Consider the following 24278-nt stretch of genomic DNA (forward strand, 5'->3'; position numbering starts at 1 on the left):
TCGCGCCTTTTTTTATGCTCCAAGGCTGGGAGAAGCGCGGGCATGTCCCGCATGTGATGGTCAGGAGGTTCATGTGAACAAGTCGATGCTGGTTGGTGCAGTATTGGGTGCTGTTGGTGTGACGGCCGGGGGTGCTGTTGCCACCTACAGCCTGGTCAAAAAAAGCGGCCCTGAGTATGCGCAAGTTCTGGCCGTTGAGCCGGTCAAGACACAAATCAAGACACCACGTGAAGTATGCAAGGACGTTGCAGTAACCCGGCAAGCGCCGGTGAAAGATCAACATCAGATCGCCGGTACCGTGGTCGGTGCGTTGGCAGGTGGTCTGCTGGGTAATCAGATCGGCGGCGGCACCGGCAAGAAGATTGCTACGGTTGCAGGCGCTGTCGGTGGTGGTTACGCCGGCAACAAGGTTCAGGAAGGTATGCAGGAGCGCGACACCTACACCACGACTCAGACGCGGTGTAATACCGTGAATGACATCAGTGACAAGGTTGTAGGTTACGACGTCCGTTATTCGCTGGACGGCAAGGAAGGCAAAGTGCGGATGGATCGTGATCCGGGCAACCAGATTCCGGTCGACAAGGAAGGCAAGCTGATCCTGGGGCAGAACGAAGAGAATCGCTAAATACTCAGGTTTGAGATTCAAAAAGAAGCACCCTTTGGGGTGCTTTTTTTGTGCCTGAAATCCGGTCTCGGAAACACCCAAAACCCAATGTGGGAGCGGGCTTGCTCGCGAAAGCGGTGTGTCATTCGCTATAAATGCTGAATGTTAGACCGCGTTCGCGAGCAAGCCCGCTCCCACAAGGGGTTGGTGGTGAGGCACAAATTTCGGGCATAAAAAAAGCACCCCGAAGGGTGCTTTTTCTGTCGCGGGAAGCTTAGCGCTTCAGCGAGGCCGGCAGGTGCGGCTGGATGGCCGTCAGAACTGCCTTGAAGCATTTGGTGTTACCGGCAACGACGTGGCCTTTCTCAAGGAAGTCGTGACCGCCGGTGAAGTCGCTCACCAGGCCGCCTGCTTCCTGGATCAGCAGTGCGCCTGCAGCCATGTCCCACTCGGACAGGCCCGACTCCCAGAATGCGTCGAAACGGCCGGCCGCTACGTAAGCCAGATCCAGGCTCGCCGAGCCAGCGCGGCGGATGCCGGCAGTCTGGCCAACCAGGGCGCGGAACATGCCCAGGTAGTTGTCGAGGTTGTCCATCTGGTCATCGCGGAACGGGAAGCCGGTACCCAGCAGGGCGCCGTCCAGGCTGGTGCGGCCGCTGACGCGCAGACGACGACCGTTCAGTTGGGCGCCGCGACCACGGCTGGCGGTGAATTCTTCCTGGCGAACCGGGTCCAGAACAACAGCGTGTTCCAGGCGACCGCGGTATTTGCAGGCAATGCTGACGGCGAAGTGAGGAATGCCGCGCAGGAAGTTGGTGGTGCCGTCCAGTGGGTCGATGATCCACAGGTAGTCTTCGCCTTCGCCGCTACCCGGGTGCATGCCGGTTTCTTCACCGAGAATGCCGTGGGTGGGGTAGGCCTTGCGCAGCGCGTCGATGATTTTCTGTTCGGCGGCGCGATCCACCTCGGATACGTAATCCTTGGCGTCTTTTTCGTCGACCTTGATGGTATCCAGGCGCTCGATGGAGCGGAAGATCAATTCACTGGCGCTGCGGGCGGCGCGCAGCGCGATATTCAGCATGGGCTGCATGGATGTGTCACCTAAGGTTGTTAAAGAAAGCCGGGCATTCTATCAGAACTTTTCTACAGGTGAAGGTCAGTGTTCGCTTTCATAGCTTAACGGTAGGTTGAGCTGTAAGATTCTGCTCCCATTAAAGTGTTCGAGAGCGCCTCCCTTGCTGCAAAACATTCGTGTCGTCCTGGTCAATACCAGCCATCCCGGGAATATCGGCGGGGCTGCGCGTGCCATGAAGAACATGGGCCTGTCGCGGCTGGTGCTGGTCGAACCGCGGTTGTTCCCGCATCACGAAGCCGATGCTCGTGCTTCCGGTGCCGGTGACATCCTTGAAAACGCGCAAGTCGTCGCCACCTTGGAAGATGCCTTGGTCGGCTGCAATCTGGTGCTTGGCACCAGCGCCCGTGACCGTCGCATTCCCTGGCCGTTGCTCGATCCCCGCGAATGCGGCGTGAAAGTGGTCGAGGAGGCAGCGCAGGGTGCCGAGATTGCCTTGGTCTTCGGTCGTGAAGATTCCGGCCTGACCAATGAGGAGCTGCAGCGATGTCATTATCACGTGCACATCCCATCAGACCCTGAGTTCAGCTCGCTGAACCTTGGGGCGGCGGTGCAGGTGTTGAGCTATGAAGTGCGTATGTCCTGGCTCGCGGCCCAGGGTCAGCCGAGCAAGGTCGAGAAGGATGAAGTGGCGTCCACCAAAAGTGGTGAGCTGGCGACCATGGATGAGCTGGAGCGATTCTATGAGCACCTGGAGCAAACCCTGGTGGCCATTGAATTTCTCGATCCGGAAAAGCCGCGGCACTTGATGGCGCGCCTGCGCCGGTTGTACGGACGCAGCTCGGTCAGCCGGGCGGAAATGAATATATTGCGTGGCATCCTCACGGAAACCCAGAAAGCGGCCCGTGGCGAGCTTCTTAAGCGGAAGGATTAAAAATGTTCGAGCGTTTGCGTGAAGATATCCAGAGTGTTTTCCATCGTGATCCGGCAGCGCGCAACGCCTTTGAAGTTCTGACGTGCTACCCGGGCATGCACGCCATTTGGATCCATCGCCTGTCGTCAGCCCTGTGGGGCATGGGCTGGAAGTGGCTGGCGCGACTGGTCTCGAACTTCGGTCGCTGGTTGACCGGGATTGAGATTCATCCGGGTGCCAAGGTCGGTCGTCGCTTCTTTATTGACCATGGCATGGGCATCGTCATCGGCGAGACTGCTGAGATCGGCAATGACGTCACCCTTTATCAGGGCGTGACCCTGGGTGGCACCAGTTGGAACAAGGGTAAGCGTCACCCGACGCTTGAAGATGGCGTGGTGGTCGGGGCGGGGGCCAAGGTACTGGGTCCGTTTACGGTCGGCGCCGGAGCCAAGGTCGGCTCCAATGCCGTGGTCACCAAGGCGGTTCCGGCGGGTGCGACAGTAGTCGGGATTCCGGGTCGGATCATCGTCAAGCCCGATGAAGAGCAGGACGCCAAACGCAAGGCCATGGCCGAGAAGATCGGTTTTGACGCCTACGGTGTTGGCGAAGACATGCCGGACCCGGTGGCGCGGGCCATCAATCAGTTGCTCGATCATCTGCAGGCAGTTGATGGGCGTCTGGAGGGTATGTGCGGGGCGCTGAAGGATCTGGGCAGTAATTACTGTGCGAAAGATCTGCCTGAGCTGCGCGAAGAAGACTTCGCCTGTGTCAAGGATAAGGATGAAAGCAAGGCCAGTTAAACCGCACCGACCTCTTCGCGAGCAAGCCCGCTCTCACATTAGATCTTCAGCGGGCACGGATTTGTGTTCGGCACAGATCAAATGTGGGAGCGGGCTTGCTCGCGAAGAACGATGACGCGCATTTGCTGGTGATACACGGTCAGCCTTTGCTATGATGCGCCCGCTCTTTTGCGGGTAATCCTGACTAAAGTACTAGGTCTTATAGTTGACTTAAATACTCGGGAATTGCATACTCGCCCCATTCCGAACTCCGTGGTAATTGTCCATGCGACTGACTACAAAAGGCCGATACGCCGTGACTGCCATGCTTGACCTGGCGTTGCACGCGCAGCACGGGCCGGTGTCCCTGGCCGATATCTCCGAGCGCCAAGGCATCTCCCTGTCCTACCTCGAACAGCTCTTCGCCAAATTGCGCCGCAGCAATCTGGTGTCCAGCGTCCGTGGTCCAGGCGGCGGCTATCAGCTGTCGCGCGACATGCAGGGTATCCAGGTTGCTCAGGTGATCGATGCGGTGAACGAATCGGTCGATGCCACCAAATGCCAGGGCCAAGGCGATTGCCATCAAGGCGACACCTGTCTGACCCACCACTTGTGGTGCGATCTGAGCCTGCAGATTCACGAATTTCTCAGCGGTATCAGCTTGGCTGACCTTGTCACTCGCCGTGAGGTACAAGAAGTAGCCCAGCGTCAGGATCAGCGCCGTTGCAACAGCAAAGCGCCGCGCCTGGACAAGATTGAAGCGTCCGCCGTCGAATGACAGCCAAAGAGCTAGCGGCACGCCAGCCAGCCTGATTTAGGAGATAGTCCATGAAATTGCCGATTTACCTTGATTACTCTGCGACCACCCCGGTTGATCCGCGTGTAGCGCAAAAGATGAGTGAGTGCCTGCTGGTTGACGGAAACTTCGGTAACCCGGCGTCCCGTTCCCACGTGTTCGGCTGGAAAGCTGAAGAGTCCGTCGAAAACGCTCGTCGTCAGGTCGCTGACCTGGTCAACGCCGACCCGCGTGAAATCGTCTGGACCTCCGGTGCCACCGAGTCCGACAACCTGGCAATCAAGGGTGCGGCGCATTTCTATGCCACCAAAGGCAAACACCTGATCACCACCAAGATTGAGCACAAGGCTGTCCTCGACACCATGCGCCAACTGGAGCGTGAAGGCTTCGAAGTTACCTACATCGAGCCTCGCACTGATGGTCTGGTCACTCCAGAGATGATCGAAGCTGCCCTGCGCGACGACACCATCCTGGTTTCGGTCATGCACGTGAACAACGAGATCGGCACCATCAACGACATCGAAGCCATCGGCGAACTGACCCGCTCCAAGGGCATCCTGTTCCACGTTGACGCTGCTCAGTCCACCGGCAAGGTCGATATCGACCTGTCGAAGCTGAAAGTCGACATGATGTCGTTCTCTGCCCACAAAACCTACGGCCCTAAAGGCATCGGCGCACTGTACGTGAGCCGCAAGCCGCGTGTTCGCATCGAAGCGACCATGCACGGCGGCGGTCACGAACGCGGTATGCGTTCGGGCACCCTGGCGACCCACCAGATCGTCGGCATGGGCGAAGCCTTCCGCGTGGCCAAGGAAGACATGGTTGCCGAGAACATCCGCATCAAGGCCTTGAGCGACCGTTTCTTCAAGCAGGTCGAAGGCCTGGAAGAGCTGTACATCAACGGCAGCATGACCGCTCGCGTTCCGCACAACCTGAACCTGAGCTTCAACTACGTTGAAGGCGAGTCGCTGATCATGGCGCTCAAGGATCTGGCGGTTTCGTCCGGTTCGGCCTGCACCTCGGCTTCCCTTGAGCCTTCGTACGTACTGCGCGCCCTGGGCCGCAACGACGAACTGGCACACAGCTCGATTCGCTTCACCTTCGGCCGTTTCACCACCGAAGAAGAGATCGACTACGCCGCGCAGAAAGTCTGCGAGGCCGTTACCAAGCTGCGCACTCTGTCGCCGCTGTGGGACATGTACAAAGACGGTGTCGACATTTCGAAAATCGAGTGGGCGGCACACTGATTTCAAGTCGCCGCAAACCGGCCCTGTAAGACGCAGGTTTTCAGGGCTTAAGAGCGACTCTCTGATGAGTGAGGATTAAGAATCATGGCTTACAGCGAAAAGGTCATCGACCACTACGAGAACCCGCGCAACGTCGGCAAGATGGACGCGGAAGACCCTGATGTCGGCACCGGCATGGTCGGCGCCCCAGCGTGCGGCGACGTGATGCGTCTGCAGATCAAGGTTAACGAGCAAGGCATCATCGAAGACGCCAAGTTCAAGACCTACGGTTGCGGTTCGGCTATCGCCTCCAGCTCCCTGGCGACCGAGTGGATGAAAGGCAAGACTCTGGATGAAGCAGAGACCATCAAAAACACTCAGCTGGCTGAAGAACTGGCTCTGCCGCCAGTAAAAATTCACTGCTCCGTACTTGCTGAAGACGCTATCAAAGCGGCCGTTCGCGACTACAAGCAGAAGAAAGGCTTGATCTGACTTTCAAGTTTTGGCGACGAGTAAGGAGTCACCGATGGCTATCAGCATGACAGAAGCGGCTGCTCAACACGTGCGACGCTCCCTCAACGGGCGCGGCAAAGGTGAAGGGATTCGTCTGGGTGTTCGCACCACGGGCTGTTCCGGCCTTGCCTACGTGCTGGAGTTTGTCGACGAGGTGGTTGCAGAGGATCAGGTGTTCGAAAGTCACGGCGAGAAAGTGATCATCGACCCGAAAAGCCTGGCCTACCTGGACGGCACCGAACTCGATTTCGTCAAGGAAGGGTTGAACGAAGGCTTCAAGTTCAACAACCCCAACGTGCGCGGTGAATGTGGCTGCGGCGAAAGCTTCAACATCTGAGGCTGCGCGTGGGTACTCCTTGTCATTTCGCTTTATTTGAGCTGAAACCGAGCTTCCGTCTGGATCTCGATCAGTTGGCCACGCGCTATCGTGAGTTGGCGCGCGGTGTTCATCCGGACCGCTTTGCAGACGCTTCCGAGCGCGAGCAGCGGCTGGCGCTAGAGCAATCCGCGAGCCTCAACGAGGCCTACCAGACGCTCAAAAGTCCCCCAAAGCGCGCGCGTTACTTGCTCGCCATGGGCGGTCGCGAGCTGCCGCTGGAGGTCACGGTGCATGATCCGGAGTTTCTTCTGCAGCAGATGGAGCTGCGTGAAGAGCTCGAAGACCTGCAAGACAGCGCCGACCTGGCGGGTGTTGCAGTGTTCAAGCGTCGCCTGAAGACTGCGCAGGATGAACTGAACGAAAGCTTCGCAGCCTGTTGGGATGATGCCGCGCAACGTGAACAGGCCGAACGCCTGATGCGGCGCATGCAGTTCCTCGACAAGCTCACCTACGAAGTGCGCCAGTTAGAAGAGCGCCTCGACGATTAACCCAGTGCCGCTCCGGTCGCACGCCTGATATACAGATAAGTCCTGATAACGATGGCCCTACTGCAGATCGCCGAACCCGGCCAAAGTCCTCAACCGCACCAGCGTCGTCTGGCTGTGGGGATCGACTTGGGCACTACCAATTCGCTGGTCGCTGCGTTGCGCAGTGGTCTTTCCGAACCTCTGGCTGACGCTGACGGGCAGGTCATTCTGCCGTCTGCCGTGCGCTACCACGCCGATCGTGTTGAGGTCGGCGAGTCGGCCAAGCTGGCCGCCGCTACCGACCCTTTGAACACCGTGCTGTCGGTCAAGCGCTTGATGGGTCGTGGTCTGTCCGACGTCAAGCAATTGGGCGATCAACTGCCGTACCGCTTTGTCGGCGGCGAGTCGCACATGCCGTTCATCGACACGATTCAGGGCCCGAAAAGCCCGGTCGAAGTCTCCGCCGATATCCTGAAAGTGCTGCGTCAGCGCGCCGAAGCGACATTGGGTGGCGAACTGGTAGGTGCGGTGATCACCGTTCCGGCCTATTTCGACGATGCTCAGCGTCAAGCCACCAAGGATGCGGCCAAATTGGCCGGTCTGAACGTGCTGCGTCTGCTCAATGAGCCGACCGCCGCCGCTGTAGCTTACGGTCTGGATCAGCACGCTGAAGGCCTGGTCGCTATTTATGACTTGGGTGGCGGCACCTTTGATATTTCGATTCTGCGCCTGACCGGCGGTGTGTTTGAGGTTTTGGCTACTGGCGGCGACAGCGCGCTGGGCGGCGATGACTTTGATCACGCAATTGCTGGCTGGATCATCGAGAGCGCCGGTCTGTCCGCCGACCTCGATCCGGGTGCGCAACGCCATCTGCTGCAAACCGCTTGTGCGGCCAAAGAAGCCCTGACCAATACCTCGACCGTTGAAGTCGCTTATGGCGACTGGAAAGCCGAGCTGACCCGGGAAGCCTTCAATGCGCTGATCGAGCCGATGGTTGCTCGCAGCCTGAAAGCCTGTCGCCGCGCTGTGCGTGATTCCGGCATCGAGTTGGACGAAGTGCATGCCGTGGTCATGGTCGGCGGTTCGACCCGTGTGCCTCGCGTCCGTGAAGCCGTCGCTGAAGCCTTCGGCCGCGAACCGCTGACTGAAATCGATCCGGATCAAGTGGTGGCCATCGGTGCCGCGATCCAGGCCGATACCCTGGCTGGCAACAAGCGCGATGGCGATGAACTGCTGTTGCTTGACGTGATTCCGTTGTCCCTGGGGCTGGAAACCATGGGCGGCCTGATGGAGAAGGTGATTCCACGCAACACCACCATCCCTGTCGCCCGGGCTCAGGACTTCACGACTTATAAAGATGGCCAGTCGGCCATGGCGATCCATGTATTGCAGGGTGAGCGCGAGCTGATCAGCGACTGCCGTTCCCTGGCACGCTTCGAATTGCGCGGCATTCCGGCGATGGTGGCCGGTGCGGCGAAGATTCGCGTGACCTTCCAGGTCGATGCCGACGGTCTGCTCAGCGTTTCTGCCCGCGAGCTGGGCTCGGGCATTGAGGCCAGCATCCAGGTCAAACCGTCCTACGGTCTGACGGATGGTGAAATTGCCAAGATGCTCAAAGACTCGTTCCAGCACGCCAACGACGACAAGGTCGCTCGCGTGTTGCGTGAGCAGCAGGTCGATGCCCAGCGCCTGATCGAAGCGGTGCAGGGCGCCCTCGATGTCGATGGCGAGCGCTTGCTCGACGCCGAAGAGCGCATGGTCATCGAATTGCAGATGCAGGAACTGACCGAACTGATGAAAGGTACTGATGGTTACGCCATCGAGCAGCAGACCAAACGTCTGTCGCAAGTGACCGACGCCTTTGCTGCCCGCCGCCTGGACTCGACGGTGAAAGCCGCGCTGGCGGGGCGCAACCTGAATGAGATTGAGGAATAACGATGCCGCAGGTCATTTTTCTGCCACACGAGAAGTTCTGCCCGGAAGGTATGGTTGTGGAGGCTGAGCCTGGCACATCCATTCTCGAACTGGCCCACGAACACCATATCGAGATGGAAAGCGCCTGTGGCGGCGTCTGCGCCTGCACCACCTGCCACTGCATCATCCGCGAAGGTTTCGACTCGCTGGAAGAAGCGGATGAGCTGGAAGAAGACTTTCTTGATCGTGCCTGGGGTCTGGAGGCGCAATCGCGTCTAGGCTGTCAGGCGATCGTCGGAAATGAAGACCTGACTGTCGAAATTCCGAAATACTCGCTCAACCATGCGGCCGAAGCGGCGCACTGATTCAAGGAACTGAAATGAGTCTGAAATGGGTTGATGTGCTGGAAATCGCGATCCAGCTGGCTGAATCCAAGCCGGATGTGGACCCGCGCTACGTGAACTTCGTCGATCTGCACAAATGGGTGCTGGCATTGCCGGAGTTCAGTGATGATCCGACCCGCGGTGGCGAGAAGGTGCTTGAAGCCATTCAGGCCGCCTGGATCGAAGAAGCAGACTGAGTCTGCGCCGTACGCAGTTAGGCAATACCAAAGAACCCGCGTATAATTCGCGGGTTTAATTTTTCGCAAATTACCGTTTCTGGAGTTACACCATGGCTGTTCAACGTACTTTCTCCATCATCAAGCCTGACGCTGTTGCAAAAAACGTTATCGGCGAGATCACCACTCGTTTCGAAAAAGCTGGCCTGCGCGTTGTAGCTTCGAAACTGAAGCAACTGTCCAAAGCTGAAGCTGAAGGCTTCTACGCTGAGCACAGCGCTCGTGGTTTCTTCGGCGACCTGGTTGCTTTCATGATCTCCGGTCCGGTTGTCGTTCAGGTTCTGGAAGGCGAAAACGCTATCGCTCTGAACCGTGAGCTGATGGGCGCTACCAACCCTAAAGAAGCTGCTGCCGGTACCATCCGCGCTGACTTCGCTGATTCGATCGACGCCAACGCTGTACACGGTTCGGACTCCGAAGCCGCTGCTGCTCGCGAAATCTCGTACTTCTTCGCAGCTACTGAAGTAACCACTCGCTAAGCATTGGCTTAAGAGTGAAGGTGAATCCATGACTACATCGACTGTAAAAACCAACCTGCTGGGTCTGACTCAGCTGGAAATGGAAAAATTCTTCGACTCAATCGGGGAGAAGCGTTTCCGTGCCGGTCAGGTAATGAAATGGATTCACCACCTTGGCGTCGATGATTTCGACGCCATGACGAACGTCAGCAAGGCCTTGCGCGACAAGCTCAAGGTTATTGCCGAGGTTCGTGGTCCTGAAGTTGTCAGCGAGGACATCTCCACCGACGGCACCCGTAAGTGGGTGGTGCGCGTGGCGTCCGGCAGCTGCGTCGAGACCGTGTACATTCCCCAGGGCAAACGCGGCACTTTGTGCGTTTCGTCCCAGGCAGGCTGTGCCCTGGATTGCAGTTTCTGCTCCACCGGCAAGCAAGGTTTCAATAGCAACCTCACCGCCGCCGAAGTCATCGGCCAGGTGTGGATCGCGAATAAATCGTTCGGCAGCATCCCGGCAACCGCCGACCGTGCCATCACCAACGTGGTGATGATGGGCATGGGTGAGCCGCTGCTGAACTTCGACAACGTCGTGGCTGCCATGCATCTGATGATGGATGACCTGGGCTACGGGATCTCCAAGCGCCGCGTAACCCTGTCTACATCGGGTGTGGTGCCGATGATCGATGAGCTGTCCAAGCACATCGACGTCTCCCTGGCGTTGTCCCTGCACGCACCGAACGACGCATTGCGTAACCAATTGGTGCCGATCAACAAGAAGTATCCGCTTAAGATGCTGCTCGAGTCGTGCCAGCGCTACATGTCGTCCTTGGGCGAGAAGCGCGTGCTGACCATTGAGTACACGTTGCTCAAGGACATCAACGACAAGGTCGAACACGCGGTCGAAATGATCGAGTTGCTCAAGAACATCCCGTGCAAGATCAACCTGATTCCGTTCAACCCGTTCCCGCATTCCGGTTACGAGCGCCCGAGCAACAACGCGATTCGTCGTTTCCAGGATCAGCTTCACCATGCCGGCTTCAATGTCACCGTACGCACCACCCGCGGTGAAGACATCGATGCCGCGTGTGGCCAATTGGTAGGACAGGTGCTGGATCGCACCCGTCGCAGCGAGCGTTATATCGCCGTGCGTGAGTTAAGCGCCGAAAACGATATCGCACAGAACGCTGCGAACAATAATTAAGAGAGGATCTCTATGTCCCTGCGCTTAGCGCTGCTTTTGCTGTTGGCCAGCCTGTGTGCTGGCTGTGTCCTGTCGGGCGATTTCAACCCGATGAAGACCAGCAAGGGCCGCGATGAAGCGCGCGTTGCCTATGTGCAGCTGGGCTTGGGGTACTTGCAGCAGGGCATGACCGAACGGGCGAAAGTACCGTTGAAGAAAGCGCTGGATCTGGATGACTCGGATCCGGATGCCAACGCTGCGCTGGGTCTTGTATTCCAGGCCGAGATGGAGCCGGAGCTGGCGGATCAGCATTTTCGCAAGGCGCTGTCTTCCCGCCCCAACGATGCGCGAATCCTGAACAACTACGGCAGTTTTCTTTTCGAAGAGAAACGCTACAAAGAGGCGTACGAGCGCTTTGAACAGGCCGCCGCCGATACCTTGTATCCTGAGCGTTCGCGGGTGTTCGAGAACCTCGGAATGACCGCTTCGAAGCTGGGGCAGCGTGATCTGGCCCAGCAGCAGCTTGAAAAAGCCCTGCGTTTGAATCGCCAACAGCCACGTGCATTGCTGGAAATGGCTGAGTTGTCCTTCGAAGACAGGCATTATGTGCCCGCGCGTGACTATTACGATCGTTTTAGCCAGCTCACCGAGCAAAATGCACGTAGTCTATTGCTCGGCGTTCGGCTGGCAAAAGTGTTTGATGATCGCGACAAGGCCGCCAGTTTTGGCCTGCAACTAAAACGACTCTATCCCGGTACGCCGGAATATCAGCAATACCTGTCGGAGCAATGATGAAAGCGGCGCATCCCGAAGTTGTAGCAGCGAATCGCGTTAATCCCGGTGAGACTTTGCGCCAGGCTCGCGAAAGCAATGGCTGGTCGCTGGCCGAAGTGGCCCTCAAGCTCAACCTCACCGTCAACTCCCTGAGCAATCTGGAAGCCGGCGCTTTCGACAAGCTGCCTGGGCATACCTTTGCTCGCGGTTATATTCGCGCCTACGCGAAACTGCTCGGCATGGATCAAACCGTACTGGTCCAACAGTTCGACCAATCCACCGGCACCGACTCCCAGGGCAGCAACGTTCATAGCCTGGGGCGTATCGAAGAGCCAGTTCGGGTTTCCCACACCATTTTGCGAATTGTCAGCCTGCTGTTGCTGATCGCAGTGATTGGTGGTGGTTTTGTCTGGTGGCAGGATCAAACCTCATTGCGCACCAAAGACCTGACGAGCCTGAGCCCGGAACACGTTGAAGTCGAAGGCGCTGACGGCACCACCCAGATCCATCCGCTGGACGAGCCGGAAGACCAGGCCGTCGCGGAAGGTCAGGCTGAAGGCACAACCGCTCTTGCGTTGCCGCAAGCCGAGAACTCCACTGAAGCACCGGCCGAAGCTGAAGCGATCGTGCCTGCTGCGCCAGCACCAACGCCTGTTGCACCGACGCATAGCGCCGCTCCGGTTGTCGCAACTCCGGCCGCGCCAGCCCCGACTGCTCCCGTTGTATCGACCCCGCCTGCGAGCGCTTCGGTTACTCCGACCATTCCCGCTCCAGCCGCGGCTGCCGGTCAGGGCCAGGTTCAATTGCAATTCACTTCCGATTGCTGGACGCAAGTGACCGATGGCACCGGCAAGGTGCTGTTGAGTGGTCTCAAGCGTAAAGGCGAAAACGTTTCCGTGAGCGGCAAGCCACCGTTTTCCGTGCGTCTGGGCTTCGCCCGTGGCGCGCAGGTCAGTTACAACGGTCAGGTGGTTGATGTCGCTCCGTTCACCAGTGGCGAGACTGCTCGCCTGAAGTTGGGTCAATAAGTCATGCACGGCGAATCTCCAATCAAACGTCGCGAATCCCGCAAGATCTGGGTCGGTAACGTGCCTGTTGGCGGCGATGCGCCTATCGCTGTGCAGAGCATGACCAACAGCGACACCAATGACGTCGCCGCCACCGTGGCCCAGATCAATCGTCTGGAAGCGGCTGGCGTCGATATCGTGCGAATTTCCGTACCCGATATGGATGCCGCCGAAGCCTTCGGCAAGATCAAGAAGCTGGTCAAAGTACCTTTGGTTGCCGACATCCACTTCGACTACAAGATCGCTCTGCGCGTAGCCGAACTGGGCGTTGACTGCCTGCGAATCAACCCGGGCAACATCGGTCGCGAAGACCGCGTGCGTGCGGTAGTCGATGCCGCCCGTGATCGCGGGATTCCGATCCGTATCGGCGTGAACGCCGGTTCCCTGGAAAAAGACCTGCAAAAGAAATACGGCGAGCCGACTCCGGCTGCGCTGGTTGAATCTGCCCTGCGTCACGTCGAGCACCTTGAGCGCCTGAATTTCCAGGACTTCAAGGTCAGCGTGAAAGCCTCCGACGTGTTCATGGCCGTCGCCGCTTACCGCTTGCTGGCCAAGGAAATCGTTCAGCCGTTGCACCTGGGCATCACCGAAGCCGGTGGTTTGCGTTCAGGCACGGTGAAATCCGCCGTGGGCCTCGGTATGCTGCTCGCCGAAGGGATTGGCGATACTATTCGCATCTCGTTGGCGGCCGACCCGGTCGAGGAAGTGAAAGTCGGCTACGACATTCTCAAATCCCTGCATCTGCGTTCCCGTGGCATCAACTTCATCGCCTGCCCGAGTTGCTCGCGGCAGAACTTCGATGTGGTCAAAACCATGAACGAGCTGGAAGGGCGCCTCGAAGACCTGCTGGTGCCGCTGGATGTCGCGGTCATCGGTTGCGTGGTCAACGGGCCGGGCGAGGCCAAGGAAGCCCATATCGGCTTGACCGGCGGCACACCAAACCTGATTTACATCGACGGCAAGCCGTCGCAGAAACTGACGAATGACAATCTGGTGGATGAGCTTGAACGCTTGATCCGTCAGAAAGCGGCCGAAAAGGTCGCAGCTGACGCAGCAGTCATTGCGCGCGGCTAAGTCGAACGAATTTAAGGATTTATAGTGAGCAAGTCTCTGCAAGCCATACGTGGCATGAACGACATCCTGCCCGAGCAGACTCCCCTGTGGCGTCATTTCGAAGGCACCGTCTCGCGTTTGCTGGATAACTACGGTTACAAGCAGATCCGTATGCCGATCGTCGAGTTCACCGAGCTGTTCAAACGCTCCATCGGTGAAGTGACCGACATCGTCGAAAAAGAGATGTACACCTTCGACGACCGCAACGGCGACTCCCTGACCCTGCGCCCTGAAGGCACGGCGGCCTGTGTGCGTGCGGTGCTTGAGCACGGCATCACCGGCGGTGGCCAGGTGCAGAAACTTTGGTACATCGGCCCGATGTTCCGCCACGAGCGTCCGCAGAAAGGCCGTTATCGCCAGTTCCACCAGATTGGTTGCGAAGTCTTCAACCTTGACGGTCCGGACATCGATGCCGAGCTGATCGTGCTGACCTGGCGCCTGTGGGGCGAGCTGGGCATCCGTGATGCGGTCAAGCTCGAACTCAACAGCCTGGGCACCGCCGAGTCCCGCGGTCGTTATCGCGAAGCGCTGGTCGAGTTCCTGTCGGCCCGCCTGGACAAGCTGGACGAAGACAGCCAGCGCCGCCTGAAGACCAACCCTTTGCGGGTCCTGGATACCAAGAACGCTGACACTCAAGCCGTGCTGGTCGACGCGCCGGAAATGGCCGACTACCTCGACGAAGAATCCCGCGTGCACTTCGAGGGCCTCAAGGCTCGCCTGGACACCGCCGGCATTCCTTACGTGATCAACCCGAAGCTGGTTCGCGGGCTGGATTACTACAGCAAGACTGTTTTCGAATGGGTCACCGACCAGTTGGGCGCTCAAGGCACCGTGTGTGCCGGTGGTCGTTACGATGGTCTGGTGGAGCAGATGGGCGGCAAGCCGACCCCGGGCGTTGGTTTCGCCATGGGCATCGAGCGCCTGGTGCTGTTGCTTGAAACCCTGGAGCAGATCCCGGAAGAGATCTCCCGTCAGGTCGACGTCTACCTCTGCGCCTTCGGTGAAGCCGCCGAGCTGGCCGGCCTGGCCCTGAGTGAACGTGTTCGTGATCAATTGCCCAACCTGCGCCTGCAAGTGAATGCCGGCGCCGGCAGCTTCAAAAGCCAGTTCAAGAAAGCCGACAAGAGCGGTGCGTTGTACGCGCTGATCCTCGGTGACGACGAAATGGCCCAGCAAGTGGTAGGTTTCAAACCCCTGCGTGGCCAGGGCGAACAACAAAGCATTGCCTGGGATGCGCTTGCTGCACACCTGGCCACCTGCGTCGTGCAGGGTTGAAGCTGTCAAACAGCCGATTTAGCGATTAAGGAGTATTGGGGTGTCGAGTACCGAAGACGAACAGCTGTCGGATTTGAAGGACTGGTGGACACGCAACGGCAAGCCCCTGGTCACTGGCGGCCTGTTGGCGCTGGTCATCGTGTTCGGCTGGCAGGCCTTTCACAAGTATCAGAGCAATCAGTCGCAAGGCGCCTCGATGCTCTATCAGCAACTGCTGGAAACCACGCTGACGCCAGACGGCAAGCCTGATGCCGCCCGTGTTGCGGACCTGGCCAGTAAGCTCAACAGCGAGTTCGGCGGTAGCGCTTACGCGCAGTACGGCAGCCTGTTCGTGGCAAAAGTCGCGGTCGACAGCGGCAAGCTGGATGACGCAGCCAGCGAGCTGAAAGCCATTGTTGCCAAACCGGCCAACCCGGCGCTGGGCGAAATTGCTCGTCAGCGTCTGGCGCAGGTGCTGGCCGCGCAGAACAAGGCCGATGAAGCCCTGAAACTGCTCGAAGGTGATGCCGATAAAGCATTCCTGGCCACTCGCGAAGAACTCAAAGGCGACCTGCTGGTGCAGTTGGGTCGTACCGACGAAGCGAACGCGGCGTATCAAAAAGCCAAGGCGGCGCTGTCGGATGAAGCGGCAGTGGGTGGCCTACAAATCAAGCTGGACGACCTGGCCAAAGGGGATGCGTGACGTGATTCGTTGGAAACATGCAGCATTGCTGGCTCTGGCCATATTGGCCGCGGGTTGCAGCAGCAACAGCAAAAAAGAACTGCCACCAGCCGAGTTGACCGACTTCAAAGAAGAAGTGGTTCTGCAAAAGCAGTGGAGTCGTTCGATCGGTGACGGTCAGGGCGAATCGTACAACATGCTGGTTCCGGCGATCGATGGCGATACCATCTATGCCGCCGACGTCACCGGTGTGGTGATGGCGATGGATCGCAGCAATGGCGACGTCAAATGGAAGAAAGATCTCGACCTGTCTGTTTCCGGCGCTGTCGGCGTCAGTTACGGTCTGCTCCTGATCGGTACGATCAAGGGTGAAATCGTTGCCCTGGACGCCATCAACGGTGAAGAGAAATGGCGCGCTCGCGTGTCCAGTGAAGTCCTCGCACCGCCGGCCAACAACGGTGATGTCGTTGTAGTTCAGACTCAGGATGACCGTCTGATCGGTCTGGATGCCGCTACCGGCACCCAGCGCTGGTTGTATGACAGCACTCCGGCGGTATTGACCCTGCGCGGCACCAGTGCGCCGATCGTCACCAACCGCCTCGCGGTGGCTGGCCTGTCGACCGGTAAAGTGGTCGCTCTCGATATTTCCAACGGCGTGCCGGTATGGGAACAACGTGTAGCGATTCCACAAGGTCGTTCGGAACTGGAGCGCGTTGTCGATATCGACGGCGGCCTGCTGCTGTCCGGCGGTACGCTGTATGTCGCCAGCTATCAGGGTCGCGTTGCGGCACTGGATCTTGAAAGCGGTCGTCAGCTCTGGCAGCGTGATGCTTCCAGCTATGCCGGTGTCGCCCAGGGTTTTGGCAACGTCTACGTGAGCCTGTCTTCGGGCACCGTTGAAGGCGTCGACGAGCGTTCCACCACAGCTTTGTGGAGCAACGATTCGCTGGCCCGTCGTCAACTGTCGGCTCCAGAAGTGTTCTCCAGCTACGTTGCAGTCGGTGATATGGAAGGTTACCTGCATCTGCTGAGCCAGGTGGACGGTCGTTTCGTCGGCCGCGAGCGCATCGACAGCGACGGCCTGCGTGCCCGTCCGCTGGTGGTGGGTGACACGATTTATGTGTATGGCAACAGCGGCAAACTGGAAGCCCTGACCATTAAGTAAAGGTTTGACTATGCTTGGGGTTAAACCCCAGGCAGCCCCGTAACAAGGGGTTCGCAGCGCCCTCAAGCGCTGCCCCGAGCACCAGCCGCTGCCTAGCAGCGGCTTTTGTATTTTCTGAAATAACGAAGTGGAGAGCCGCATGGTTCCCGTAATCGCCCTGGTGGGCCGACCGAACGTCGGCAAGTCCACCTTGTTCAACCGCCTGACCAGGACTCGCGACGCCATCGTCGGTGACTTGTCCGGTCTGACCCGTGATCGCCAATACGGTGAGGCCAAGTGGCAAGGGCGTTCCTACATTCTGGTCGACACCGGCGGTATCTCCGGTGACGAGCACGGTATGGACGAAAAAATGGCCGAGCAGTCGCTGCTGGCCATTGAAGAAGCGGATGTCGTTCTGTTCCTGGTAGATGCCAAGGCCGGTTTCACCGCCGCCGACCAGATGATCGCCGAGCATTTGCGCAAACGTAACAAGCGTTCTTACGTGGTTGCCAACAAGGTCGACAACATCGATCCTGAAATGGCCCGCGCTGAATTCGCCCCGTTGGGCATGGGCCACGCGATCCCGATCGCCGGTGCTCATGGTCGTGGCATCACCCAGATGCTGGAAATCGCCCTGAGCGACTTCCCGAAAGACGATGACGAGCTGGAAGAAGGCGAGGAAGAGACCGTTGCCGAAGGCGAGGAAGCCAAGCGCATTCCTGGCCCTAGCGAAAAAGACGGGATCAAGATCGCGATCATCGGCCGCCCGAACGTCGGCAAGTCGACCCTGGTCAATCGCATGCTCGGTGAAGACCGGGTAATCGTCTATGACGAGCCCGGCACCACCCGCGACAGTATCTACATCCCGTTCGAGCGTAACGACGAGAAGTACACGCTGATCGACACCGCCGGTGTGCGCAAGCGCGGCAAGATCCACGAAGAAGTTGAAAAGTTCTCCGTGGTCAAAACCCTGCAAGCGATCAAAGATGCCAACGTGGTGATCTTTGTGATGGACGCCCGCGAAGGCGTGGTCGACCACGACCTCAACCTGCTGGGCTTCGCCATTGAGTCGGGTCGTGCGCTGGTGATCGCGATCAACAAGTGGGACGGCATGACGCCGAGCGAGCGCGACTTCGTGAAGGTCGAGCTGCAACGTCGACTGTTCTTCGTTGACTACGCCGACATTCACTTCATCTCGGCCCTGCACGGCACGGGCGTGGGCAACCTCTACGCCTCCGTACAGAACTCGTTCAAGTCTGCGGTCACCCGCTGGCCAACCAACCGCCTGACCACGATTCTGGAAGATGCGGTCGGTGAGCACGCGCCACCGATGGTCAACAACCGCCGGATCAAGCTGCGTTACGCCCACTTGGGTGGTGCCAACCCGCCGATCATCGTGATTCACGGTAACCAGATCGAGAAGGTGCCGAAGTCTTACGTTCGTTACCTGGAAAACACTTACCGTCGTGTCTTGAAGCTGGTCGGTACGCCGATCCGCATCGAGTTCAAGGGCGGCGAGAACCCGTACGAAGGCAACAAGAACTCGCTGACCGATCGCCAGGTCAACAAGAAGCGTCGCATGATGTCGCACCACAAAAAGGCCGACAAGAAGCGCCGCGACAAGCGCTGATTCAGTGATCGTTCCCACGCTCCGCGTGGGAATGCAGCCTCGGACGCTCTGCGTCCAAGTCGGTGAAGTAAAGAGGGCGCCAATGGCGCCCTTTTTCATGCCTGTCGTTTGGGCTATTCTCGGGCTCTCCCGTGCCGCCGTAGAGCCGGGTGTAGAGCAGGGAATCACCGATGATCACCAGTAAGCTGCCGAATGTCGGCATCACTATCTTCACTCAGATGTCTCAGCTCGCGGCGCAAACCGGGGCGCTGAACCTGTCCCAGGGTTTTCCCGATTTCGATGCGCCGCAGGCCCTGTGCGATGCGGTCGGTCGGCATATCGCCAGTGGCCACAACCAGTATTCGCCGATGACCGGCCTTCCTGCATTGCGTCAGCAGATTGCGGCGAAGATCGCTCGCAGCTACGGCGTCAATGTGGATGCCGACCATGAAGTGACAGTCACGCCCGGTGCAACCCAGGCGATCTTTTGCGCCATTCAGGCGGTTATCCACAGCGGCGACGAAGTGATCGTCTTCGATCCCGCTTACGACAGTTATGAACCTTCGGTTGAGCTGGCCGGTGGTCGCTGCGTTCATGTGCAGTTGGGCCTGAATGACTTTGCCATCGACTTCCAGAAGCTGGGTGAAGCCATTACCCCACGCACGCGGATGATCATCCTCAACACCCCGCACAACCCAAGCGGCGCGCTGATCAATCGTGCCGAACTGGATCAGCTGGCGGCGTTGATCCGCGACCGCGACATCTATGTCATCAGCGATGAGGTCTACGAACACCTGGTGTTCGATGGTGTGCCTCACGTCAGCGTGCTGAATCACCAAGAGCTGTATCAGCGTGCATTCGTGGTCAGCTCCTTCGGCAAGACCTATCACGTCACAGGCTGGAAAACCGGCTACGTCGTCGCACCGCCGGCCCTCACCGCCGAGCTGCGCAAGGTTCACCAATACGTCAGTTTCTGCGGTGTAACGCCGCTGCAATACGCCTTGGCCGACTTCATGGCCGAGCACCCGGAACACGTCGAAGAACTGCCGGCTTTCTATCAGGCCAAGCGCGATCTGTTCTGCGATCTGCTGGCGCCGTCTCGCTTCAGTTTCACCCGAGTGGCCGGCACGTATTTCCAATTGGTCGATTACTCGCAGATCCGCCCGGACCTCAATGACGTCGAGATGGCGTTGTGGATGACCCGCGAACATGGCGTGGCGAGCATCCCGATCTCGGTGTTCTACCAGACTCCGCCCGAAGGCCAACGCCTGGTGCGCTTGTGCTTCGCCAAACGCGAGGAGACCCTGCGTGAAGCAGCGGCAAAACTATGCGTGATCTGAGTGCGCTACCCAATCTGAACATCGCGCTGATCCAGACCACCCTGGCCTGGCATGATCGTCAGGCTAATCTGGAGCATTTCGAGCCGTTGCTGGAACAGGCTCGCGGGGCGGATCTGATCATTCTTCCGGAAATGTTCACCACCGGTTTCTCGATGGAGTCCGAGACCCTCGCCGAGTCGGAAAATGGTCCGACCAGCAAATGGCTGCGGGTCCAGGCAGCGAAACTGGATGCGGTGATCACCGGCAGCGTGATCGTCCAGGCAGCTGACGGCAGCCATCGCAATCGCCTGTTGTGGGCGCGGCCGGACGGGGAGGTGTGGTACTACGACAAGCGTCATCTGTTCCGCATGGCCGGCGAACACAACCACTTCACCCCCGGCGAACGTCAGGTGCAGTTCGAACTCAAGGGCTGGCGAGTGCGTCCGCTGATTTGCTACGACCTGCGCTTTCCGGTCTGGAGCCGCGACGCTCAGGACACCGATTTGCTGCTGTACACCGCCAACTGGCCGGGGGCACGGCGTCAGCACTGGAACCGTTTGCTGCCAGCACGGGCGATTGAAAACCTCTGCTACGTGGCGGCGGTGAATCGCATTGGTACTGACGGCAAAGGTTTCGCGTATACCGGCGACAGTCAGGTGCTGGACTTCCAGGGTGAGACGTTACTCAGTGCGGGCGAAGCAGATGGCGTGTTTCAGGTCGTTCTGAACGCTGCAGATCTTCAGGCTTATCGGACACGCTTTCCGGCGAATCTGGATGCCGATACGTTTGAGTTCACCTGATATCGTCGCTGCCTGACAGGGCCTCTTCGCGAGCAAGCCCGCTCCCACAGTGGATTTGGGTTTACACATAATCTGTGTTCACATCGATCAACTGTGGGAGCGGGCTTGCTCGCGAAGAGGCCCTGTCAGGCAATACAAAAACCCCAGGCAAACAAAAAGGCCCCGAGGTTCGCACCTAGGGGCCTTTTGCAATTCAGCGAAGGCTTACGCCGCTTTCGCTTCCGGCTGGCTCAGGGAGCGGTTAAGTGCGCTGAACAGGGCCTTGAAGCTGGCGGTGGTGATGTTTTCATCGATACCGACGCCGTGCACCGCACGTTCACCGTTCACACGCAGCTCGATGTAGGCCGCCGCCTTGGCATTGGTGCCCGAACCGATGGCGTGTTCGTTGTAGTCCATGATTTCAACCGGAATCGGCAGACCGGCCACCAGCGCTTCCAGGGCACCGTTGCCCTTGCCACGCCAGTGCAGGTTGGTTTCACCCTGACCTTTGCCCGAAACTTCCACTTCGACGGCGCTGTGGCCGTTTTCTTCCTGCAGGCGATGGCTGACCAGCGCATACGGGGTGTTGGCCTGCAAGTACTCGCTGTGCAGCAGCGCGTGGATCTGCTGAGCCGTCATCTCGAGGCCCAGACGGTCGGTTTCACGCTGCACAACCTGGCTGAACTCGATCTGCATGCGACGCGGCAAGCTGATGCCGTATTCCTGTTCCAGCAGGTAAGCGATACCGCCCTTGCCCGACTGGCTGTTGACGCGGATCACCGCCTCGTAGCTGCGGCCGATGTCGGCCGGGTCGATCGGCAAGTACGGTACTTCCCACAGGGCGTCCGGTTTCTGCTGGGCGAAGCCCTTGCGGATGGCGTCCTGGTGGGAGCCGGAGAACGCGGTGTGAACCAGGTCGCCGACGTACGGGTGACGTGGGTGCACCTGGATCTGGTTGCATTCTTCGACGACTTTGCGCACGCCGTCGATGTCGGAGAAGTCCAGTTCAGGGTGAATGCCCTGGGTGTAGAGGTTCAGCGCCACGGTCACCAGGTCGACGTTACCGGTACGTTCGCCGTTGCCGAACAGGCAGCCTTCGACACGGTCGGCGCCGGCCATCAGGCCCAGTTCGGTAGCCGCAACGCCAGTGCCACGGTCGTTGTGGGTGTGCAGGCTGATGATCACGCTGTCACGACGGTTGATGTGACGGCCGAACCATTCGATCTGGTCGGCATAGATGTTCGGGGTCGCGCATTCGACGGTGGCTGGCAGGTTGAGAATCACCTTGTGCTCAGGCGTCGGGTTCCAGACTTCGATGACTGCGTCGCAGACTTCTTTGGCGAACTCGAGCTCGGTGGCGCTGAAGGTTTCTGGCGAGTATTCGAAGGTCCATTCGGTGTTTGGCTGCTGGGCGGCATATTTGACGAACAGCTTGGCCGCGTTCACGGCGATGGCCTTGACCCCTTCCTTGTCCTGGTTGAAGACAATGCGGCGGAAGGAAGGGGAGGTCGCGTTGTACAGGTGAACGATGGCTTTCTTCGCCCCGCGCAGGGATTCGAAGGTGCGCTCGATCAAGTCTTCACGGCCCTGGGTCAGCACCTGAATGGTGGTGTCGTCCGGAATGTGGTTGCCTTCGATCAGGGTGCGCACGAAGTCGAAATCGGTTTGCGAAGCCGCCGGGAACGATGCTTCGATTTCTTTCACACCGACCGACACCAGGGTTTTCCAGAAACGCAGCTTCTTGACCGCGTCCATTGGCTCGATCAACGACTGGTTACCATCACGAAGGTCGGAGCTGCACCAGATCGGCGCGGCGGTAATGGTCTTCGACGGCCAGGTGCGGTCCGGGATGTCGATGGTCGGGAACGCGCGGTATTTCGAAGACGGGTCTTTGAGCATGCTCATCGGGGAATCCTTATTGTGTGGGCCGAAAAAAGGCGGCCTGCCGGTGGATCAAATGTTCTGGGGATAAAGCGTAGGACGAGGCACCGCGATTCAGCCTGGCAGTCGTGCACTGACAAGGCACAGGCTGCGGTGCTGGCGAAGCTGAATGAGGGTGTGAGAGGTTTTCATGCCTTCAACCCTAACCGCGAGGGTGAAGGATGGCAAGCGGTCGAAAAAAATTGAGAGGAATCCTCGAAAAGTCGTGGTTATCGAGATTTTATTGCGGTGAAGGGTGGTGATTGTTTTTATGTTTGCGCGAGGTTTGAGCGATGCGCAATTGAAGGCTTTCGGTGATGGAGCGAGTCAGCGCGGCTATTCTTAAAGCCTCACCAAGGACTACTGGCAGGCAGGAGTCGGCAATGAACGAGTCGGATTGGAAGCTTTACAGTGCGCTGCGTCCGTTGGCCCATGAGCGGTTGTGCATCCGGATCATGGAGGAGGTCGAGCGCACAGTGCTGGATAAAAGTATTGCACCTTACGAGCGTATTGAAGCCAGTGAAGAACTGCTGAAAGCCGGGCAAAAAGAGATTTATTGGGCGTTTGGAGTTTTCAGGTTTTCACGACATGAGGCCCGCTCTCACTTGCTGGGGCTATGTGCCCGTGAGTTGATCACACCTGAAGAGTTGACCGGCTTCTCGGAGGAAACTCAAACCTGGATCAAACACTGCCTGGCAGACCGGGAAGTCCATGGGATTGAGGATCTGGAGGCTGAATAGCGGCGTCAATGAGGCCGCCTTCGCGAGCAAGCCCGCTCCCACATTAGATTTTCGGTGCACACAAAATATGTGTTCACGCCGATCAAATGTGGGAGCGGGCTTGCTCGCGAAGAGGCCATCAGCCTCAACAACTATTTAAGGCTGAAATGCCCCAATAAAAATCGCCGGATCCACCCGCGCATCATTCAGGCTGACGTTCCAGTGCATATGCGGCCCGGTCGCGCGCCCGGTGGCACCCACTTTCCCGACCACTCCACCACGGGCCAATTGCTGGCCAACCTGCACGTCGATTTTCGACATGTGGCAGAACATGCTGATAAAGCCCTGCCCATGGTCGACAAACACCGTGTTGCCGTTGAAAAAGTAGTTGCCGATCAGAATCACCTTACCGGCCGCCGGGGTCTTGATCGGCGTACCGGCAGGCACGGCGAAGTCCAGGCCGGCGTGAGGATTACGCTCTTCACCATTGAAGAAGCGGCGCACGCCGAACTTGCTCGACAGCGGGCCGTTGACCGGTTTGTCCAGCAACAGGTTGCTCGGGGTGTTCGGGCTGAAGCTGCGGTAAGCCTGGATCTGTTCGGCCAACTCACCCTCGATGCGCTTGAGATTCTCCGGGTTCGGATTGACCTGCTGCGTGTTCTTCAGGGTGATGTGCTGTTCCGGGTATTTCTTGTTACCCACGTTGAAATTCAGAGTGCGACCGTCACTGCTGACCTGCTGCGTGCCCGGTTTAACCGTCAGCGGCACACCGACAATCGCCAGCCAGTTGTTCTGTTCCTTGACCACCAATACGGGTTTGCCTTGATAACTGGCCTTCGGCGCCTGCGCAGAGGCACCCAGATCCACCACGGCCACGCCGCCCGGCACCGGTTTGTTCAACAGGCGGGTGATGTAGCTGTCGGCGTGGGCGTTGAAGGTCAGGCACAGCAACAGCAGCGGAGCTAAAAAACGCGGCATGGA

General features: G+C 58.7%; 26 protein-coding genes. 23 read left to right on the forward strand and 3 right to left on the reverse strand.

The window, feature by feature from the left end:
* The first annotated feature begins 73 nt into the window (after window positions 1-73).
* On the forward strand, window positions 74-625 hold the full coding sequence (locus ASC74_RS19085) for a glycine zipper 2TM domain-containing protein (RefSeq protein ID WP_046046026.1): 552 nt from the start codon (window positions 74-76) through the stop codon (window positions 623-625).
* A gap of 253 nt (window positions 626-878) precedes the next feature.
* Here the strand turns inward: ASC74_RS19085 and suhB are convergent, their stop codons facing one another.
* A complete protein-coding gene (suhB, locus tag ASC74_RS19090; RefSeq protein ID WP_033061458.1) occupies window positions 879-1694 on the reverse strand; it encodes a type III secretion system regulator SuhB in 816 nt (271 codons plus the stop codon).
* Window positions 1695-1839: 145 nt separating this feature from the next.
* Here suhB and trmJ point away from each other — a divergent pair, with 145 nt between their 5' ends.
* The 21 genes from trmJ (at window position 1840) to ASC74_RS19195 (ending at window position 20679) form a co-directional block, all read left to right on the forward strand.
* Window positions 1840-2610, forward strand: coding sequence for a tRNA (cytosine(32)/uridine(32)-2'-O)-methyltransferase TrmJ (trmJ, locus tag ASC74_RS19095; protein ID WP_056743185.1), 771 nt, complete (start codon window positions 1840-1842; stop codon window positions 2608-2610).
* Window positions 2611-2612: 2 nt separating this feature from the next.
* The gene (gene cysE / locus ASC74_RS19100; protein WP_056743187.1) at window positions 2613-3389 is read left to right on the forward strand and encodes a serine O-acetyltransferase; all 777 of its coding nucleotides are present in this window, start codon (window positions 2613-2615) and stop codon (window positions 3387-3389) included.
* Between the two features lie 265 nt (window positions 3390-3654).
* Window positions 3655-4146: a Fe-S cluster assembly transcriptional regulator IscR gene (gene iscR, locus ASC74_RS19105; RefSeq protein ID WP_007903581.1), complete on the forward strand. Its 492-nt coding sequence runs from the start codon at window positions 3655-3657 to the stop codon at window positions 4144-4146.
* A gap of 50 nt (window positions 4147-4196) precedes the next feature.
* A complete protein-coding gene (locus tag ASC74_RS19110) occupies window positions 4197-5411 on the forward strand; it encodes an IscS subfamily cysteine desulfurase (RefSeq protein ID WP_046046030.1) in 1215 nt (404 codons plus the stop codon).
* Window positions 5412-5495: 84 nt separating this feature from the next.
* A complete protein-coding gene (gene iscU / locus ASC74_RS19115; RefSeq protein WP_003443374.1) occupies window positions 5496-5882 on the forward strand; it encodes a Fe-S cluster assembly scaffold IscU in 387 nt (128 codons plus the stop codon).
* A 34-nt stretch (window positions 5883-5916) separates the two neighbouring features.
* Window positions 5917-6240 (forward strand): iron-sulfur cluster assembly protein IscA, encoded by a 324-nt coding sequence (gene iscA / locus ASC74_RS19120; RefSeq protein ID WP_007903589.1) that lies wholly within the window; start codon window positions 5917-5919, stop codon window positions 6238-6240.
* An 8-nt stretch (window positions 6241-6248) separates the two neighbouring features.
* Window positions 6249-6770, forward strand: a complete 522-nt coding sequence (hscB, locus tag ASC74_RS19125) for a co-chaperone HscB (protein WP_008070981.1) — start codon at window positions 6249-6251, stop codon at window positions 6768-6770.
* Between the two features lie 51 nt (window positions 6771-6821).
* The gene (gene hscA / locus ASC74_RS19130; protein WP_056743188.1) at window positions 6822-8684 is read left to right on the forward strand and encodes a Fe-S protein assembly chaperone HscA; all 1863 of its coding nucleotides are present in this window, start codon (window positions 6822-6824) and stop codon (window positions 8682-8684) included.
* Window positions 8685-8686: 2 nt separating this feature from the next.
* Window positions 8687-9028: an ISC system 2Fe-2S type ferredoxin gene (fdx, locus tag ASC74_RS19135; protein WP_046046032.1), complete on the forward strand. Its 342-nt coding sequence runs from the start codon at window positions 8687-8689 to the stop codon at window positions 9026-9028.
* 14 nt (window positions 9029-9042) lie between these two features.
* The gene (gene iscX, locus ASC74_RS19140) at window positions 9043-9243 is read left to right on the forward strand and encodes a Fe-S cluster assembly protein IscX (RefSeq protein WP_008147746.1); all 201 of its coding nucleotides are present in this window, start codon (window positions 9043-9045) and stop codon (window positions 9241-9243) included.
* Window positions 9244-9335: 92 nt separating this feature from the next.
* Window positions 9336-9761 (forward strand): nucleoside-diphosphate kinase, encoded by a 426-nt coding sequence (gene ndk / locus ASC74_RS19145; protein ID WP_007916882.1) that lies wholly within the window; start codon window positions 9336-9338, stop codon window positions 9759-9761.
* Window positions 9762-9789: 28 nt separating this feature from the next.
* Window positions 9790-10938, forward strand: a complete 1149-nt coding sequence (gene rlmN, locus ASC74_RS19150) for a 23S rRNA (adenine(2503)-C(2))-methyltransferase RlmN (protein ID WP_033061468.1) — start codon at window positions 9790-9792, stop codon at window positions 10936-10938.
* Between the two features lie 12 nt (window positions 10939-10950).
* Window positions 10951-11709 (forward strand): type IV pilus biogenesis/stability protein PilW, encoded by a 759-nt coding sequence (gene pilW / locus ASC74_RS19155; RefSeq protein ID WP_056743190.1) that lies wholly within the window; start codon window positions 10951-10953, stop codon window positions 11707-11709.
* Window positions 11709-12719, forward strand: a complete 1011-nt coding sequence (locus tag ASC74_RS19160) for a RodZ domain-containing protein (protein ID WP_056743192.1) — start codon at window positions 11709-11711, stop codon at window positions 12717-12719. Before pilW ends, ASC74_RS19160 begins: the two co-directional genes overlap by 1 nt.
* Before the next feature lie 3 nt (window positions 12720-12722).
* Window positions 12723-13832, forward strand: coding sequence for a flavodoxin-dependent (E)-4-hydroxy-3-methylbut-2-enyl-diphosphate synthase (gene ispG / locus ASC74_RS19165; protein ID WP_046046035.1), 1110 nt, complete (start codon window positions 12723-12725; stop codon window positions 13830-13832).
* 24 nt (window positions 13833-13856) lie between these two features.
* Entirely contained in the window at window positions 13857-15146 is a 1290-nt protein-coding gene (gene hisS, locus ASC74_RS19170; protein ID WP_056743194.1) for a histidine--tRNA ligase, read from the forward strand.
* Window positions 15147-15186: 40 nt separating this feature from the next.
* Window positions 15187-15828 carry a tetratricopeptide repeat protein gene (locus ASC74_RS19175; protein ID WP_056743197.1) on the forward strand — a complete coding sequence of 214 codons (642 nt, stop codon included), beginning with the start codon at window positions 15187-15189 and terminating at the stop codon, window positions 15826-15828.
* The gene (gene bamB, locus ASC74_RS19180) at window positions 15821-16972 is read left to right on the forward strand and encodes an outer membrane protein assembly factor BamB (protein WP_056743199.1); all 1152 of its coding nucleotides are present in this window, start codon (window positions 15821-15823) and stop codon (window positions 16970-16972) included. Before ASC74_RS19175 ends, bamB begins: the two co-directional genes overlap by 8 nt.
* Before the next feature lie 139 nt (window positions 16973-17111).
* Entirely contained in the window at window positions 17112-18581 is a 1470-nt protein-coding gene (gene der, locus ASC74_RS19185) for a ribosome biogenesis GTPase Der (protein WP_056743201.1), read from the forward strand.
* A 170-nt stretch (window positions 18582-18751) separates the two neighbouring features.
* Window positions 18752-19900: a pyridoxal phosphate-dependent aminotransferase gene (locus tag ASC74_RS19190; RefSeq protein WP_056743204.1), complete on the forward strand. Its 1149-nt coding sequence runs from the start codon at window positions 18752-18754 to the stop codon at window positions 19898-19900.
* Window positions 19888-20679, forward strand: a complete 792-nt coding sequence (locus ASC74_RS19195) for an amidohydrolase (protein WP_056743248.1) — start codon at window positions 19888-19890, stop codon at window positions 20677-20679. Before ASC74_RS19190 ends, ASC74_RS19195 begins: the two co-directional genes overlap by 13 nt.
* A gap of 204 nt (window positions 20680-20883) precedes the next feature.
* On the opposite strand, the gene leuA is transcribed toward ASC74_RS19195, so the two are convergent.
* Window positions 20884-22563 (reverse strand): 2-isopropylmalate synthase, encoded by a 1680-nt coding sequence (gene leuA / locus ASC74_RS19200; RefSeq protein WP_008147766.1) that lies wholly within the window; start codon window positions 22561-22563, stop codon window positions 20884-20886.
* Between the two features lie 398 nt (window positions 22564-22961).
* Between leuA and ASC74_RS19205 the strand changes: the two genes are divergently transcribed.
* The gene (locus ASC74_RS19205) at window positions 22962-23318 is read left to right on the forward strand and encodes a hypothetical protein (protein ID WP_056743205.1); all 357 of its coding nucleotides are present in this window, start codon (window positions 22962-22964) and stop codon (window positions 23316-23318) included.
* Between the two features lie 135 nt (window positions 23319-23453).
* On the opposite strand, the gene ASC74_RS19210 is transcribed toward ASC74_RS19205, so the two are convergent.
* On the reverse strand, window positions 23454-24275 hold the full coding sequence (locus ASC74_RS19210; protein WP_056743208.1) for a peptidoglycan DD-metalloendopeptidase family protein: 822 nt from the start codon (window positions 24273-24275) through the stop codon (window positions 23454-23456).
* Window positions 24276-24278: the final 3 nt, after the last annotated feature.

The organism is Pseudomonas sp. Root329 (genome assembly GCF_001424925.1).
GTDB classification, from domain to species: domain Bacteria; phylum Pseudomonadota; class Gammaproteobacteria; order Pseudomonadales; family Pseudomonadaceae; genus Aquipseudomonas; species Aquipseudomonas arabinosi.